The sequence below is a fragment of the Embleya sp. NBC_00888 genome (genome assembly GCF_045207655.1).
Classification (GTDB): Bacteria; Actinomycetota; Actinomycetes; order Streptomycetales; family Streptomycetaceae; genus Embleya.
Genome location: NZ_CP108784.1, coordinates 3,287,071 through 3,302,657 on the forward strand (window position 1 = coordinate 3,287,071; position 15,587 = coordinate 3,302,657).

The 15,587-nt window shown below is 69.3% G+C and carries 13 protein-coding genes, 1 tRNA gene and 2 pseudogenes; 6 read left to right on the plus strand and 10 right to left on the minus strand.

The genetic code is table 11. The features are described 5' to 3' along the window. The 6 genes from OG948_RS13375 to OG948_RS13400 are packed head-to-tail and all read right to left on the minus strand — an operon-like array spanning position 1 to position 8,603. A complete protein-coding gene (locus tag OG948_RS13375) occupies positions 1-2,568 on the minus strand; it encodes an Hsp70 family protein (RefSeq protein ID WP_406296484.1) in 2,568 nt (855 codons plus the stop codon). After that, complete coding sequence (locus tag OG948_RS13380; protein WP_406296485.1) at positions 2,565-3,410, minus strand: hypothetical protein; 846 nt, start codon at positions 3,408-3,410, stop codon at positions 2,565-2,567. The genes OG948_RS13375 and OG948_RS13380 overlap by 4 nt, the downstream gene beginning before the upstream one ends. Then, positions 3,410-3,871, minus strand: a complete 462-nt coding sequence (locus OG948_RS13385) for a hypothetical protein (protein WP_406296487.1) — start codon at positions 3,869-3,871, stop codon at positions 3,410-3,412. Before OG948_RS13385 ends, OG948_RS13380 begins: the two co-directional genes overlap by 1 nt. Positions 3,872-3,878: 7 nt before the next feature. Beyond that, positions 3,879-5,153, minus strand: coding sequence for a hypothetical protein (locus OG948_RS13390; RefSeq protein ID WP_406296489.1), 1,275 nt, complete (start codon positions 5,151-5,153; stop codon positions 3,879-3,881). After that, on the minus strand, positions 5,146-7,209 hold the full coding sequence (locus OG948_RS13395; RefSeq protein WP_406296491.1) for an AAA family ATPase: 2,064 nt from the start codon (positions 7,207-7,209) through the stop codon (positions 5,146-5,148). Before OG948_RS13395 ends, OG948_RS13390 begins: the two co-directional genes overlap by 8 nt. Positions 7,210-7,253: 44 nt before the next feature. Continuing rightward, positions 7,254-8,603, minus strand: coding sequence for a hypothetical protein (locus OG948_RS13400; RefSeq protein ID WP_406296493.1), 1,350 nt, complete (start codon positions 8,601-8,603; stop codon positions 7,254-7,256). Positions 8,604-8,809: 206 nt separating this feature from the next. Here OG948_RS13400 and OG948_RS13405 point away from each other — a divergent pair. After that, positions 8,810-8,883 (plus strand) — tRNA-Lys (locus tag OG948_RS13405). A gap of 365 nt (positions 8,884-9,248) precedes the next feature. Here the strand turns inward: OG948_RS13405 and OG948_RS13410 are convergent. Then, positions 9,249-9,569, minus strand: a pseudogene (locus OG948_RS13410) (peptidoglycan-binding protein); the annotation flags it as partial. After that, a pseudogene (locus OG948_RS13415) lies at positions 9,544-10,547 on the minus strand (IS5 family transposase). The pseudogenes OG948_RS13410 and OG948_RS13415, both read right to left, overlap by 26 nt. A gap of 126 nt (positions 10,548-10,673) precedes the next feature. Between OG948_RS13415 and OG948_RS13420 the strand changes: the two are divergent. The 4 genes from OG948_RS13420 (at position 10,674) to OG948_RS13435 (ending at position 13,253) form a co-directional block, all read left to right on the plus strand. After that, positions 10,674-11,678 (plus strand): DUF932 domain-containing protein, encoded by a 1,005-nt coding sequence (locus OG948_RS13420; RefSeq protein ID WP_406296495.1) that lies wholly within the window; start codon positions 10,674-10,676, stop codon positions 11,676-11,678. Then, positions 11,669-11,923, plus strand: coding sequence for a hypothetical protein (locus OG948_RS13425; RefSeq protein ID WP_406296497.1), 255 nt, complete (start codon positions 11,669-11,671; stop codon positions 11,921-11,923). The genes OG948_RS13420 and OG948_RS13425 overlap by 10 nt, the downstream gene beginning before the upstream one ends. Positions 11,924-12,029: 106 nt before the next feature. Then, a complete protein-coding gene (locus tag OG948_RS13430; RefSeq protein ID WP_406300249.1) occupies positions 12,030-12,725 on the plus strand; it encodes a recombinase family protein in 696 nt (231 codons plus the stop codon). A gap of 60 nt (positions 12,726-12,785) precedes the next feature. Beyond that, positions 12,786-13,253 (plus strand): hypothetical protein, encoded by a 468-nt coding sequence (locus OG948_RS13435; protein ID WP_406296498.1) that lies wholly within the window; start codon positions 12,786-12,788, stop codon positions 13,251-13,253. A 220-nt stretch (positions 13,254-13,473) separates the two neighbouring features. Here OG948_RS13435 and OG948_RS13440 read toward each other — a convergent pair whose 3' ends face one another. After that, a complete protein-coding gene (locus OG948_RS13440) occupies positions 13,474-14,181 on the minus strand; it encodes an HAD-IA family hydrolase (protein WP_406296500.1) in 708 nt (235 codons plus the stop codon). Between the two features lie 142 nt (positions 14,182-14,323). Here OG948_RS13440 and OG948_RS13445 point away from each other — a divergent pair, with 142 nt between their 5' ends. Then, a complete protein-coding gene (locus OG948_RS13445) occupies positions 14,324-14,890 on the plus strand; it encodes an NUDIX hydrolase (RefSeq protein WP_406296502.1) in 567 nt (188 codons plus the stop codon). 4 nt (positions 14,891-14,894) lie between these two features. Here OG948_RS13445 and OG948_RS13450 read toward each other — a convergent pair whose 3' ends face one another. Next, positions 14,895-15,584 carry a class I SAM-dependent DNA methyltransferase gene (locus OG948_RS13450; RefSeq protein WP_406296503.1) on the minus strand — a complete coding sequence of 230 codons (690 nt, stop codon included), beginning with the start codon at positions 15,582-15,584 and terminating at the stop codon, positions 14,895-14,897. Between the last annotated feature and the right edge of the window lie 3 nt (positions 15,585-15,587).

The following is a 15,587-nucleotide window of genomic DNA, read 5'->3' on the forward strand; positions in this document are numbered from 1 at the left end:
TCATTTCTCCAGGGAGCTCTTCGGGAGCCGCAACCCGATGTGCGGGGAGCCCTCCCGGATCTGTTCCATCCAGCGGTCCGCCCGGGCCCGCAGCGGCATGATCCGACCTCGATAGATCTCCACCAACCGGCGGTTGCCCGCCGCCTCGTCCCGTACGTCCACCTCGGCGGCGTCCTCGGCGATGGTGTCCAACTCGCGCAGATAGCCGTCCGCGTCGGCCCGGTGCCGGCCGGCGGAGGCCTGGTCCATCTCCTGGATCGAGCGGCGCAGGTACTCGACCTCCTGGAGCACCGCGACCTGGAACTCGGCGGCGGTGAACTGCTGCGGCGAGCGACCCCCGTGCAACATCCGCTCGGCCGCGTTGATCCGGTCCCGCACCGCCTCGTTGGCCAGGTGCCAGTCCATCTTGTTGCCCGCCGCGTACGCGGCCCGCCCGGTCGCGCGCAGACCCGGGATCGCGCCCCGGAAACGCTCCGCCTCGACCGGGTCGTGGTCGACCAGCCGGTCGGCCAGTCGGGCCAGGAAGGCGAGGTTGTCCTCGAACTCGCCGATCGCCGGGTTCAGCGCGCTGCCCGCCGTGGTGGCCACCCGCAGGCCCTGGACCAGCGTCTCCGCCTCCAGGATCTTGTGGTGCGTCTTGCCCGCGTCGATCCGGTCCCGAACCAGTTCGGCGATCTCGGCCAGCAGTCGATCCAGCGCCGGGCCGACCCGGATCGCGTCCGCCGGTGGGATCGCGTCCCGCTTCTCCACCCAGCCGGTGAGCACCTGCCGGTGCCGCTCGGCCAGTTCCGGCCAGCCCGGGATCTCCCGACGCGGGATGTCGATCACCGCGCTGCCCTCGGCGCCCACCTGCGGCAGCCGCGCCTCGGCCCGGATCGTCCAGCCCGCCTCGAACTCGAGCGTCACCTCGACGGTCGAGCCGACCGACACGTCGGTGGGCAGGTCCCGGATCGAGACCTCGCCGATCGGCACCAGGCCCTCGACCAGACCGACCCGCAGACTGGACCCCTGCGAGGCGGTCTCCAGGCGGAAGTCGGTGCGGTAGGGCACCATCGTCCCGGCCCGGACCACCACGTGCAGCCCGTCCACCAACTCGACCGAGAAGTCGTGCGCGAGCACGTCGCCGGTCGCGTCCGAACGGGGCTTGCCGTCGGACTCGATCGTCAACTGCCGCGACTCGATCTCCCGTCCGTGCGCCAACACCTGCACGGTGAAGCCGTTCTCGCCGTCGCGCAACGGCACGTCGGCGAACAGGAAGCGGCCCTCCGCGTCGGCCGTCTCGGTCAGGTACACCCGCCCGTCGTCCGAGCTGAGCAGCACCTGCGCGCCCGCCGGCGAGGCCAGCGCGGGTCCGGCCAGCACTCGGCCGCCGATGTCGGTCTCCGGCGGCAGCGCCTCGGGGCGGTCCAACTCCAGGTGCCCACTGCGGCTGGGCACGTTCGCCGCCTTGAGCGCGGCGCCCAGCGCGACGCACAGGTCGGGGTTGAGCAGCCGGGGCCCGCGCCCGAAGTGCTCGGTGAGCATCGTGGCCACCAGCGGGATCCGGGACGAGCCGCCGACCATGACGATCTCGTCCAGATCGGCCGCGGTCATCCCGGCCCGCACCAGCGCCCGGTCGCAGTCGTCCAGCGTGCCGCGGATCCGGTCCGCGATCATCTCCTCGAACTCCTCGCGGCGGATCGGCAGTCCGATGTTCATCGGGGTACCGCGCCGGTCCTCGCAGTACTGGCTGACGATCTCCGTCTCGGGGTAGCGGGACAGGTCGTGCTTGGCTCCCTCGGCGACCGACAGGAGTTGTGCCTCCACCTTGCCGTCGGCGGGGTCCTCACTGTCGATCGCCAGGTCGTACTCGGGCAGTTGGGCCGCGATCCAGGACACGATCCGCCGGTCGAAGTCGAACCCGCCCAGGTAGCGGTCGCCGCTGAACGAGCGGTTCTCGAAGCCCACCTCGGGATCCCAGGTGACCACCGAGGTGTCGAACGTGCCGCCGCCGAGGTCGTAGACCAGGAAGGTCTGCGGCTCGGTCAGCTCGCGGGCCCGCTCGTGGGTGTACGCGAGGGCCGCGGCCACCGGCTCGATCAGCGTCTCGACCACCTCCAGGCCGGCCGCCTGTCCCGCGCGCGTGGTCTCGTTCTTGGCCCGGGTCTCGAAGAACGCCGGCACGGTCACCACGGCCCGCTCCACCGGCACGCCCAGGACCTCCTCGGCCACCTGCTTGAGGTGGCGCAGGATGTGCGTCGACGCCTCCAGCGGGGTCAGGCGCGCGTGTCCGGCGGTGACCACCTGGTCGGTGCCCATGTTCCGCTTGAAGAACATCGCGGGCGGGGCACCCGGCAGCCGGGCCTTGTTCTTGGCCAACTGGCCGACGATCGCCTTGCCGCTCGGATCGATCCACACCGCCGAGGGTGTGGTCGGCGAACGGTCCGGATTGGCCACGATCAGCGAGTCCCCGACCGGCCGCAGCCGGCGGGCCGCGATCAACTCCGCCTTCCCGGGGATCTCGGCGTCGGCCGGTATGGCGATGCACGAGTTGGTGGTGCCCAGGTCGATGCCGACCACGATGCTCATCCGGTGGTACCGCCTTCGTGGTTCGCGTCGTTCGAGGTGTCGGTCTGCGGCGGGGTCGGATCCGACCCGGCCGGGGGTTCTTCGGTTGTCGACCGGGCGCCGCCGGCTCTCGGCTCGGGCTCGGCCGGGGTCTCGGGCTCGGCGGGGATCCCGGGCTCGGCCGGAATCCCGGGCTCGGCCGACGCGGTGGACTTGGTCGGTGCCTCGGGCTTCACCGGTGCCTCGGGCTTCACCCGCGCATCGGGCTCGGCCGGAGCACCGGACTCGGCGGGTCCGCGCTCCGCGCGCGCGGCGTCCTCGCGTTGGGCCGGGGTGGGCACGAAGCCGAGCACGACCTGCGCGCGCCGGATGACCTCGCCGTCGTCGAGCAGCACACCCGGCCGCAGCGTCCTGGCCACGATCATCGCGCTCTCGTCGCCGCTGTCGGGCGCGTGCGCGACGTCCACCCGACGGCCCACCGCCACGTACGCCTCGCCCACCGGGTCGTCGAAGCGAACGCCCGCGCGGTCCAGCGCGGTGGCGAACCGCCGGGCGATCGAGGCCAGTACGGCCGGCACCGGCTCGCCCTCCAGACTGCCGCGCAGTTCGTGCAGCGCGACCGCGGCGTCCGCGGCCAGACCGGTGTAGCGCTCGTGGGTGGACTCCAGCCGCTTGCGCATCTCCTCGCGGCCCGCCTCGCGTTCGCGCGCCGCGCCGCGCACCACGTCGTACACGAGCGCGAACGGCGGGTCGAGCGGGCGCTCGGGCACCGGCCGTTCGGTCTCGGTGATCGCCATCGGGTCCGTCTCGGGATCCGCAGGCGGGTCCGCCACGAGGGGGGCCCGCTCGGGTGTCGCTGCCATCAGTGCGCCCCTTCTTCCGTCCACAACGGTACGAACTCGCGCGGCGCGGGCGCCGGCACCAGACCCGCGAGCACCCGTCGGTCGATCCCGATCCGCACCGGGCCGGACGCCTCCGGCGGATCGAATTCGGCGAACTCCTCGGCCAGTTCCGCCGGATCCGCGCCGGGCCGCTCGGGCCGGTGGGTGAGCAGTTCGGCCGACAACCGCCCGGCGGGATCGGCCAGCGTCTCCTCCGCCGCGTTGACGTCGGCCGGGGCGAGCACCCGACCGTGCACCGGGAACCGGTCCGCGCCGCGCGCGATCCGCTGTCTGCGCTTGCGCACCCGCGCCTTGATCGCCGCCCGGCCGGCCAGGTCCGGAGCCAGGTCCAGGATCTGGAAGGCGGTGCCCCGATAGGGGTTTCGGCCGGACTGCCAGGCCCAGGGGTTCTCCCGGGCGGGCTCGTTCACGGCGCTGCTCATGGGGCGCTCAACTCCATTCGGGCCCACGCGCCGAGGCCAGGGACAGGACGACCCCTCGGAGCGCGTTGGCGATGTCGGGATGGTTCGCGTCCGGATCGGCGGCCACCTCGTCCGCGAGCCGGCGGGCGGTGGCCAGGTCGTCGGGCGACACGGTGTCCAGGTTGATCAACACCCGTGCCATGAACAGCCGTCCCCACGGCCCCGGCGCGGACATCGCCAACGCCCGGCGCAGCGCGTCGCGGACGTGACCGTCCGGCAGGCCCTGACGCTGTCGGGCGGTGGCGGCCAGCGCCCACTCCTCGGCGGCGAGCTGTTCCACGTCGCGGTACATGCTCTTGACCGCGAGATCGCGGTCCAGTTCGAGCGCGCGCAGCAGGTGCCGACCCGAGCGCAGCGCGGCCTGTTCGAGGGTGGCGGGTTCGTTGGCCGGGCCGGATTCGAGTTCGCGCACCACGATCCCGCGCCAGTACTCGTGCCGGGCCAGTTCGACCGCGAACGAGCCCTCGGGTGTGCCCACCTCGTCCCAGGCCGGAAGCACCAGGCGGGCCACCCGCTCGACCAGCGCCTCGATCTTGCGTGCCCAGCCGGGCGCGGCGACCACGATCTCGATGTGCCGCCGGGTCGCGTACAGCAGGGCCCGGGCCAGTCCGAGGTTGCCGGGGTCCACCGCGAGCCAGGAGGCGAGCTGTTCGACCACGTCGTCGAACCGGCCCTCCTCGACGTCCCGGGACACCTCGGCCAACACCTCGCGCACCAGGTCGCCCCGGGCACCGAGGATCGCCGAGCGCGGGAAGCCGGACTCGCGGACCAGGTCCAGATGGGCCCGCGCGCGCAGCGGATCGCCGACCCGGTGCTCGGCGGCCAGCGTCAGATGCGGCGCGAGCAGGTCCCGGGGCAACCGCTCGCGCACCTCCTGCACGGTCCCGGCCGGGACCGGCGTGCCGCCGACCGTCTCCAGGTGCTCGTGCATCCGGTCCCAGAACGCGCTGTCGTGGTAGAGCTCGGCCCAGTGCGCCAACGCCCGTTTCCAGTACGGGAAGGCCGCCTCGTGGTCGGCGGCCAGTTCGAGGTCGTAGGCGCGCGCGTGCAGCGCGACCGCGAGGTGGTGGGTGCGCCACGGGCCGCCGCCGGCGGTCCACAACTCCTCGGCCCGCGCGCTCCACGGCTGCGCCTCGGCCCCGTCGCCCAGGCTCTCGTACGCCTCGCCGTCCACCGCGTCGGCGCCGGCGCCGTACTCGCGCAGGCGGGCGGCGAACGCGCGCAGCGTCGCCCGGTCAGTCATCGTCGCTCCCCACCGCGAGCGTGTCCGCCACGACGCGGACCCGGACCGAGGTGATCGGCCTGCCGGCCGCGTCGCCCTCGTCGAGCAGCCGCAGGACGCCCGGCACGACGGCGTTGACGCAGCGGTTGACGCCGCGCGCGGCCTCCTCCGGTCGGCCGCGCCAGGCCACGGTGGCGATGTGGTCGGCGGCCTCGTCGGTCCAGCCCAGCTCGACGCCCAGTTGCTCGCGCAGCCGCGCGGCCAGCCGGGCCAGGCCGTTCTCGGCGATGCCGCGCAGTTCGGTGGGGCCGAACGGCGAGTACAGGATCACCTCGTCCACCCGGTTGAGGAACTCGGGCCGGAAGAAGCCCTCCATGGTGCGCCGCAGCCGGGCGCTCGCGGCGCTGCCGCCGGTCGAGCCCTCGGCCAGGATCGAGCCGATCAGGTTCTCCACGCTGTCCACGTCGTCCTCGACCGCCTCGGCCGCCGAGTGGGTCGCGCCCAGGTTGGTGGTCAGGATCACCACCGCGTCGTGCGCCTCGCGGACCGGGCCCGCCGGATCGCTGATCCGGCCCTCGTCGAGCAGTCGCAGCAGCGCGTCGAGCACCCGCGCGTCGGCCTTCTCCACCTCGTCGAACAGGAAGACCCGGCGCGGGTTGTCGCGCAGTCCGTTGGTCAACTTGCCCTCGCCGAAGCCGACATAGCCGGGCGGCGCGCCGATGAAGTTGTTGATCGACTCGCGCGCGCTGAACTGGCCCATCTCGAAGACCAGTACGTCCTCCTCCGAGCCGTAGACGACCTGTGCGAGCAGGCGCGCGGTCATCGTCTTGCCCGAACCGCTGGGGCCGCACAGCAGCAGCGCGGCGCGCGGCCGGTCGTCCGGTCGAAAACCCCGGGTCAGCGAGCGCTTGATCAGCTCGATGTGGAAGGCCAGCCGCTCGACCACGCTCTCCTGGCCGATCAGCCGGGATCGCACCCAGCGCACCGCCTCCTCCGGGGAGAGCGGTTCGGCGGTCCGGCTCGGCTCGGGCTCGGCCGGCTCGCGGTAGTAGGTGTCGGCGAATCGGCGCAGCCGGTCCAGGTCCAGGCCGATGTCGCGGAAGAAGCCCGCCGCCAGGCCGCTGGGGGTGTCCAGGAGCGCGGCGAGCAGATCGCGTTCGGTGATCGGGGTGCTCGCGTCGGGATCGGCGCCCGGTTCGCCGCCCGGGCCGGCTCCGGTCGCGGCGAAGGTCGCCGCCCGGCGCAGGGTCGACCGCAGCGACTCGTCCGGCTCGGCCGCGCCCGCCGCGCCGTGTCCTCGGGTACCGGTGAGCGCGATGGTCTGTTCGCGCAGCGCCCGTACGTCGCGACGCAGGAACAGGAAGGCCTGTTCGAGCAGGCCGCCCGGGGTGGTGGCCAGCGCGTGCAGGAGCATCGCGATGCCGTACCGCTGGTGGCCGAGGCCGGCCGCCTCGGTCGCCATCATCGCGAGCACGCGGCGGGCGCCGGGACCGAACGCGGCGGGATCGATCGACCCGTCGGGCCGGAACACCTCGACCACCCGGCGCGGGGTGGCCACCTCGGCCTGCCACGCGGCCAGGTCGACCCGGCCGTAGCCGACGAGCAGGTCCACCGCGCCCACCTCGAGGCGGGGCAACAGCTCGGCGAGCAGCGACCGTTCGTCGATGAGGCCGGCGTCGGCGGCGGCCGTGAAGGCGGCGCGCAGGTCGGCGGTGACCGGCAGGCCGCCGAGCACGCCGGCCGGGGCCCGGCCGTTGCGGCCCGGATCGAAACCGACTCGGTCGGCGACGAGGGCACCGGCGGATCCGCCGCCGGACCCGCCGCCTGGCCCACGGCCGAGCCCGCCGGAGCCGAGCAGGCCGGCCGCGAGCACGTCGGGCGGGATGCCCTGGCGGTCGAACAGCCCCGCGGCTCGCCCGCCGTCGATCCGGGCCAGCGCGATCAGGGCGTGCGCGACCTCGACGGTGTCCGCGCCCAGTTCGCGCGTCACCGCGGCGGCGGTGCCGAACCGACGCGTGGCCGCCAGCAGGCCGCTGTCGAACACCCGCTCCGGCACTCCCAGGATGTCCGTGTCCACGTCGTCATCTCCCCCGCCTCGCCGGCCGTCCACGTCGCGTCGGTTCACGCCTCGTCGCCGCCGGTCAGCAGTCGCTCGGCCAGCTCCGCCCGAGCCCGGGCCGACTCCGGTCGGCCCGCGCCCAGGGCCCGCACGCCCAGGGCCAGTATTCGGTACGCGGCGGCCGTCGAGACGGCCTGGCCCAGCCGGCCGGCGCGCAGTTCCGGCGGCAGCGACTCGACCAGCGCGGCGGCCAGTTCGGGGTCGGCGCGGGTGACCCGGTGCAGCACCAGGCCCGGACCCAGTGGCGTGCGCCGCGACCAGGCCGCGCCGTACCGCTCGAACAGGTCGCGCGCGGCGCCCGCCACCATCGCGTCGTGGTCCTCCAGCGCGCCGAGCAACAGCCGGACCGGCCAGGTGTCCGGGTGCGGCCGGCCGGCGGCGCCGCTCCCCTTCGCGCCCCCGGCCGCGGCCCGGGCATCGGCGTCGGCCTCCGCGTCGGGCAGACCGCGCCGCAGCAGCCGTACCGCGCCCATGTCGTCGCCGCGCTCCAGCAGTTCGACCGCCTCGGTGAACAGGGCCGCGGCCGAGCCGGGCCGAGCGCCGGCGGCCGGACCGCCGTCCCGGGCCGCGACGGCGGCGCGGTGCAACTCGCGGTACTCCGCGTGGTCCGGGTCCAGCATCGCCGCCTCGTACAGGAACCGGACCGCGCGCGCCGGGTCGCCGGCGGACAACTCGCGGTGTCCCTCGACGGCGAGCCGGTGGGCCAGCCGCGGCGCCGCGGCGGCGTAGCCCTGCTCGAAGGCGAGCCGGTAGCAGGTCCGCGCCTCGGCCTCGTCGCCGCGCGCCGCCGCCCGATCGCCCAGCACGCACGCCCAGTCGCCGCGCCCGGTCGGCGCACCCGGCGGCGCGACCACCGGCAGCAGCCGCCACAGGTCGTGGTCGGGGTGTCGCGAGGGCTGCTCGAAGCGTTCCTCCAGGCGTTCGAGCACGCGCGTGGTCGCGGCGACCCGCCAGTGCCGGACCGGCGCGCGCGGATCCAGGCCGCCGAGGACGTCCAAAAGTGCCCGCTCCAGCGGACGCGGGCCATTCGCCAACGCCCGCTCCAGCGTGTTCCAGGTCTCGGTGAAGCCGTCGCCCGGCTGTACCACCCACCAGCGCAGCACCGCGTCCACCGCGCGCGGATAGCGACCCTGCGGGTCGCGCCCGAGCACCTCCGCGAGCATGCGCGCGGCGGTCTCCGGCTGCTGTGCCGCCACCGCCTCGATCTGACTCTCGATCAGGCCCCGGTTGCGGGCCACCTCGGCGTCGGAGGCGTTGGCCAGAAAGTCGCGCATCGCGACGAGTCGAGGCTCCACCCCGCCCTCCCGATGCGTGGCCGTCCGGAACACCCGTACCGCCCCGGCATCCGACATGGCGTCTCCCCCGCGAGCACGACCAGCCCGACGGCACCGATCGCGACGACGTACAAGCAGCACGGTACTCGGCCACACCAACACCAGGGAGCGCACCCGGCGAACCCGTCCCCGTAACGTGATCGTCACCGGCGGTGAGGCCCCTCGCGCCGGGAAACCCGGGTGAGAACGGTCCCGAACATCGGGTAGTATTTCTCTCGCAGCAAGCGCCGCTAGCTCAGTTGGTTAGAGCAGCTGACTCTTAATCAGCGGGTCCGGGGTTCGAGTCCCTGGCGGCGCACTTGAAGGTAGTTGTATGACCTGGGCGTTCTTCCACTTGGAAGAGCGCCCTTGGTCGTTTTTGCCTGTCGGTGCTAGCCAGGTGCCAACCGCAACGTCGGTCGCTCGCTTGGGCGTCGGTTGCCGCACCAGGGCGGCGGCAGCCTCGGCTACCCGAAGCGCCACCTCCGGCAGCACCGACGTGTAGGTGTCCGCCGTGATCTTGATGGATGAGTGCCGCAGCATGGCAGAGATGGCCTTCATGTCTCCTCCGGCAGCATGTGCCAACGTCGCCGCAGCATGTCGTAGGTCGTGCAGTCGGATGGGCGGCAGGTAGCCGGGATGGGGATAGTCGCGCAGCGGGTCATCGGGAAAGAGTCGGTACCAGATGTGGGGGTCAACGATGCCGTTGACGGTCAACCCCTCCTGACGCTGAAACGCGGCCACGGCCCTACGCAGCTCAGGAGTGAACTCGTCTCCGGCCGGTAGCCCGAACACGGCCCGTAGATCGGCAACGGCTCGACCCGTGTCCTTCTCACGCAAGGTGTTGGCGCGGCGAACAACACGAACGAAGTGGCGGCTGACGTAATCGGGGTGGATCGGCTGCCCGTCCTGAGCGGTGAAGACGTGGTGACTGTCGATCCATGCCGGTCCCAGAGCTAGGGCGTGTATCCAGTTGAGATCAACAGGTGCTCCGGCTGAGGGCATTGACCCAGATCATCGCGGCGCGGAGGTGGAGGCCGGCGAGGTAGCTTTCAGGGGTTTTGTCGTATCTGGTGGCGATGCCGCGCCAGGCCTTGAGCTTGTTGATGAGGCGCTCGACGGTGTTCCGTTCCTTGTAGAGGTCGGCGTCGTGGCCGACGGGGCGGCCGCCGCCGCTGCCTTTCCTCTTGCGGTTGGCGGCCTGGTCGCTCTTCTCCGGGATGACCGCCTTGATGCGGCGTTTCCGCAGGTGGGCGCGGTTGGCGCGGGACGAGTAGGCTTTGTCCCCGGCGACCGCGTCGGGTCGGGTGCGGGGACGCCCGACGGGCCCGCGGACCCGTATTCTTCCGAGGACGGGGACGAACTGCGGGCTGTCGGCGGCCTGTCCCGCGGTCAGGACGAACGCCGGCGGGCGGCAGTTCCGGTCGCAGGCGAGGTGGATCTTGGAGGTCTGCCCGCCCCTCGATCGCCCGAGCAGAGCAACCCTCAGGCGGACCTTGTGTCGGCGCCGGACACGTCGTCGTTCCTCCCGCTTCGGGTCGATTCCGGCTCCGTTCCCGTCTTGTCCCTCCGGGCTGCCCCCTTTTTCCGGGCCTTCTCCTCCTCGGCGGCGGCCTTCTCCAGGGCGGTGAGCGTGGCGGGATCGAGATGCATCCCGGCGGCGTCGTGGTGCGCCCGGACGGTGGTGGAGTCCACGCTCACCAGCGACAGGTCCACCGCGCCCCGTTTCGCGGCCTCCGCGATCAGGCCCTCCAACAGGGCCTCGAAGACACCGGCGTCCCGCCACTGCCGAAAGCGGTTGTGCACGGTCGGCCACGCACCGAACCGCTCCGGCATCTCACGCCACTGCGCACCCGTCCGAAACTTCCAGATCACGCCCTCGAACTGCTGCCGCAGCCGCTCGGGATACGGACCGAACCCACCGATCGGCAGGTACGGCCCGATGAACTCCCACTCCACGTCCGTCAGTTGCTCTCTCGTCACAACAAGACGATCTACCAGACCAGGACCGCGCCTTGACGACGAATCCCGAAGATTGATCACGACCCGATACACGCCCTAGTCGTTCAGTCAGTTGCCGAGCGCGCTATGCCTGCCAACGTTGAGTCGATGTTCTCCGTCAGGGAGATGCCCTGGCACCGCGACGGGCTGGTCCTGGACCAGCATCCCGAAACCTGGGCCGCCGCCCGGCAGCTTGCCGGTCTCACCTGGGACCCCATCACCGACGCCGTGTACGAACTGCATGGTGTGGATGAGTCCGGCCAACCGGTGTTCAGGCCCATTGAGGGGTGGCAACGGATCGCCCGATCTGACACCAGCGCCACGCTGTGGATCAACCGAGAGACGTACATCGTCATCGATCACGGCGAGATGGGCGAGATCGTCGAAGCCGTCCTGGAGCAACCCAACGTGTCGTGGGAGACCGCGGGCGTTCTCGACCAAGGTCGCTCGGTCTGGTGTCTGGCTCAGCTGGACGAACCCATCCAGCTGCCGGGCGACGACAGCGTGACGCTGCCGTACCTGGCCATCACCAACCGGCATGGTCAGCCGGGCGGCTGCACGCTCAGAGCCACCGCGGTTCGCATCGTCTGCGCCAACACGTTCCGGGCAGCCGAACTCGAAGGCGACCGCACTGGCACCACCTTCTCCTTCGTCCACAAACCTGGCTGGCGCAACCGCGTTGCCCAGGCCCGGGAAGCCGTCACCGGCGCCCGACATGAGATGCGGGCCTACGAAGCCCTTGCCACCGAGCTGCTGGGCATCCCGATCTCGACCCGGCAGCGCGAGCTGTTCATCACCGAGTTCATCCCCATGCCTCCGGCCGGCCTGGTCACAGATCGTGTTGCCAGAAACGTTGAGGAGGCTCGTGAGGCCGTTCGCTCTGTTCTTGGCCTCACCAACCACCGCACCCATTGCCCACACCGCTTACGGGCTTGTACAAGCCGCAGGCGAATACCTGGACCACGTTCGCCGGTCCCGTACCTGGGAGACCAAGCTCAACCGCACTCTCATCCGACCCGAGCCGCTGAAGGCTCAGGCGCTGAAGTTGGCGCGGGCGGTGGTTTCCATCTGACTCCAACAATCAACTCACCGCCCGGATTGGCATGTCGCTGATCCGGGCTTTCTCTCATCATCAACTTGCCACCGAGGAGATTCCCATGCCCACCCACCCACGGACTCATGCTCAGCAACTGGACGACCTCCAGTCGATCCTGCGTGAAGACTACGGCCAAAATTATGAACTGGTCGAAGTTGCAGAAATAGCCGATTGGCTCGGGCGGTTCTACACCGCATTAATCAAGCTAGCCGTGCAACGTCGAGTAGCTGAGCATGAAGCCGCCAAGGGTGATATCTCTTGACTATCCCCAGGAAGGTCGCATAATAGTCGGGCGGGGAACCCATTAACTATCCGGCAGCGCCGGAGAAGGAGGTTCCACGAGTAACAAATCACAACGCGTCGTCATCCTGGTAAGGGTTTCGACCAAAGAACAAGAGCAAGAAGGCTACTCGCTAGAGGCGCAGGAGCGTTTTCTGCGTGAGTACTGCGAACGTATCGACCTGGAGATAGCCAAGGTGTTCCTCATCTCGGAGAGCGCGTCGAAGGCTGATCAGCGCAAAACGTTCAACGAGGTCATGGCCTACTTGAAGAAGCACCAAATCTTGCATTTCGCTTGCGAGAGAGTAGATCGCCTGCTGCGAAACTTCAAAGACGCAGTCATGGCCGAGGAATGGCTAGATGCAGACGAGGCGCGCCGGTTGCATGCGCCCAAGAACTCACTCGTCCTGCATAAGCACTCGGCCTCTCAGGAAAAGCTCGTCTGGGGCATCCACGTCGTTATGGCCAAGAACTATACCGACAACCTGAGTGAGGAAGTACGCAAGGGCCAACTGGAGAAGATCCGCCAAGGATGGTTTCCAACAGCCCCACCACCCGGCTACGAGAACGTCGTAGAGGGCGGCAAGAAGGTGCAAAGGGTCGTTCCGGCTGTTGCGTCGCTCGTGGTTGAGATGTTCAAACTCGCCAAGACGAAGCGCTTCACGGTGAAGTCCTTGGCACAAGAGATAACCAAGCGAGGACTGCTGATTGACGGTAAACCGATCAAGGGTGATCGGGTCTTCCGAATGCTCCATAACCCCTACTATGTTGGGGTTATTCGTTGAAACGGTAAGCAGTATCCAGGCAGTCACGACCCGATTATCTCGGTTGACCTGTTTGAACAGGTGCAGCGCACGCTGTCTCGGAGTGCCACTCAGATTCAGCACTACCGCAAGCACCGCGCCCTGTTTCAGGGGCTGGTGACGTGTGCTGCCTGCCAGGGACTGCTGGTCTGGGAAACCGCCAAGGGCTACTGGTACGGCAAGTGTCCCAAGCCGTGGTCGTGCAGTCGGCGGCGCTTCGTCCGGCAAGCGGTGATCGAAGAACAGCTAGCAGGCTGTCTGAGCCGCCTCAAGGCAGCACGGCCTCGCCTGACGGCGTGGCTCAAGAACGAGCTTGAAGCCGGTCTGCGGTCTCAACTCTCCCTGCAAGAAGCTGCTGCGGAAGGTCTTAAGCAGGAGGGAGAGCGCATCAAGAACAAGCTGACCATCCTGTATGACGACCGCCTCGACGGTCGCATCAATGGTGGTGAGTACGACCTGAAAGCTGTCTCGCTTCATGCTCAGCAGGCCGACATCGCCCGGCATCAGTGAGGCCCCAGAACCTGACTTCCGTTGGTACCGCTGCCGCAGCACGAAGCGCCACGATCATGTCGTCCAATTCCGCGCTCGTCATCTTCATCGCCCAGTGCCCGAACGACCGGATCGCCATACGCATCCTCAGAGCGTAGGGCTCACTCGCAGGTCACCGGAGGCAGATTGGCCAACCCGCCCGTACCTTGATGGGAGTCCATCGAGGCGCGGCCGAGGTACGTCAACAGGACGGCGCAACCGGTGTGAGCGCGGCAGCCAACCAACTCCGGCCGCCGACGTCAGCGAACAGCTCGGCCACCAGCTCAACCGTTCGCCTCGGCTCTTGGGCGTGGACCGTCGTCAGGCCGAGGGCCGCCGCCGGTGGCAGGTTAATCGCCTGGTCGTCGACGAAGATGCAAGCGTCGCCGGGCAGATCAAGCAGGTCCAGGGTGTGGCGGTAGATCGCCGGATCGGGCTTGGCGATGCCGCACTGCTCCGACAACACCGTCACGTCGAACAGGTCGGCCACGCCCAGCTCCCGGTACGGGTTGTATGGGTCAAGACCGAAGCTGTTGGACAGCAGGGCTGTCTTGATGCCCGCGGCTCGGGCTTGCCGGGTCAGCGCGATCAGCCGGGGCTCGGGCCGGGTGTCAGCCAGCAACCGGGCCATGAGGTTGATCGGGTCGAGGCCGAGCAGCCCGGCGGCACCCTCGTTCCACTCGGTCTGGCTGATGCGGCCGATCTCGATGTCGGTGTAGAGCCGCTGCCCGACAGGGTTGGTCCGCATCGCCTGGTGGTAGGCGTCGGGTTCCAGGCCGGATCGGACGCAGAAGGCACGGCTGGCCTCGCGCATCCCCACGGTCAGCACGCCGGAGAAGTCGAGTAGACAATGCCGCTTGCAGTGGGGCCGATCGGCAGGTCCGGCATTCACGGTCAACGCCGAGGTCAATTTATCCGATCATCCCACCCGGAGCGCAGGATTCAAGGCACAACGGGCTCTCCATCGGAGCTGGCTCGGCTAGACTAATGCGGCTTGTCCTAGCCATGACCAACATAGGCAATATTGCAATCTTTCGATAGAATGGAAAGCAATGGCAATTAATTTATCAATCGAGGCGCGGGCAGCTCTCGATGATGCGTTCACCACCCTCAAGACGCCATACAAATGGCGATCGGTGACATCGTACTTCAAAGACGAAGTGCCAGCTCGCGACTACACCAGCAATGTGCATGTGGTGCCGTTCGTTGGCGACCGCGCCGTATTGCTGCACACCAAGGAATCCGGCTGGGCAACTCCAGGTGGCACGCTGCTCGAAGGTGAGGCCATCGAGACGGCGGTCACTCGTGAACTGGCAGAGGAGATTGGCGGACAAGCCTCTCACTTCGAGCTCTTCGGCCAGTGGGACAGCCTGACCACCGCAGAGACGGCCTACCGACCGTGGTTGCCCCACCCGAACTTCGCCATTGCGCTGGGATGGGCGGACGTCGTCATCACGGGGTCGTCGGATGACGACGGCGGCGTCGAGCTGGAGTCGGTACAGGAGGTAGCCATCCTCCCGATCAAACAGGCCGCCGAGCGTCTGGTCGCCAACGACCGACCGCACTTGGCCGCGCTCTACCGTCTGGCCTACGAGATCCGCCGCGCCAGCAAGCGCTGAGCCGCTACATCCGCCGCGCCAGATAGAGGCCGCGTCCGAAACCGGGCGCGGCCTCTTGGCGTACTTCAGTAAATCCGGCCTTCCGAAACGCCGTTTGCAATGCCTGGTCGGTGTGCAGCGTGAAGTCGTAGCGTTCGTCGAAGTGCCGTATGCCGTCTGCGGTGCCGACGACGTTGTGAAAGTCGATGCGGCCGTTCGGGTACCCGTACCCGACACGTACCACGGTCGTCGCTTCGTCTTGATGGTGAACGACGTGGACCAAGCCGGGCCGCCACGCCTCGGGCGTGTACCACGGTTCGACAACGACCAGGCCACCACCTGTCATGTGCCGTGCGAAGTTGGTCAGCGTCGTTTCGAGGTCGCGGGCTGACACATACCCCAGGGCACCGTCCAGGCAGAGCAGCACCTCGACAGTCTGCGAAAGCTGGAAGCTCTCCATCCTCCCGTGGTGCAATCCGACCTCGTCGCCCAGCTTGTTGCGGGCTACATCGAGCATCAGTGTGCTCGCGTCCAGACCCACCCGGTGGTAACCGGTCAGGAACGCCAACAGGCTGCCGGTGCCGCACGCAACGTCCAGCAGCGTCTTGGCCGTCGATGCGTGCTGGTGAATGAGTCTGCGGATCGTGGCTGCTTCGCCCGCGTAGTCGCGGTGCGATTTGACCAAGTCGTAAACGGAGGCGATCTCGGTGAACATCTC

What these genes read in the sequence shown, in the direction of transcription:
- OG948_RS13375 (WP_406296484.1), bottom strand. Translation starts at nt 2,568, where the DNA reads ATGAGCATCGTGGTCGGCATCGACCTGGGCACCACCAACTCGTGCATC.
- OG948_RS13380 (WP_406296485.1), bottom strand. Translation starts at nt 3,410, where the DNA reads ATGGCAGCGACACCCGAGCGGGCCCCCCTCGTGGCGGACCCGCCTGCG.
- OG948_RS13385 (WP_406296487.1), bottom strand. Translation starts at nt 3,871, where the DNA reads ATGAGCAGCGCCGTGAACGAGCCCGCCCGGGAGAACCCCTGGGCCTGG.
- OG948_RS13390 (WP_406296489.1), bottom strand. Translation starts at nt 5,153, where the DNA reads ATGACTGACCGGGCGACGCTGCGCGCGTTCGCCGCCCGCCTGCGCGAG.
- OG948_RS13400 (WP_406296493.1), bottom strand. Translation starts at nt 8,603, where the DNA reads ATGTCGGATGCCGGGGCGGTACGGGTGTTCCGGACGGCCACGCATCGG.
- OG948_RS13420 (WP_406296495.1), top strand. Translation starts at nt 10,674, where the DNA reads ATGTTCTCCGTCAGGGAGATGCCCTGGCACCGCGACGGGCTGGTCCTG.
- OG948_RS13425 (WP_406296497.1), top strand. Translation starts at nt 11,669, where the DNA reads ATGTCGCTGATCCGGGCTTTCTCTCATCATCAACTTGCCACCGAGGAG.
- OG948_RS13445 (WP_406296502.1), top strand. Translation starts at nt 14,324, where the DNA reads ATGGCAATTAATTTATCAATCGAGGCGCGGGCAGCTCTCGATGATGCG.
- OG948_RS13450 (WP_406296503.1), bottom strand. Translation starts at nt 15,584, where the DNA reads ATGTTCACCGAGATCGCCTCCGTTTACGACTTGGTCAAATCGCACCGC.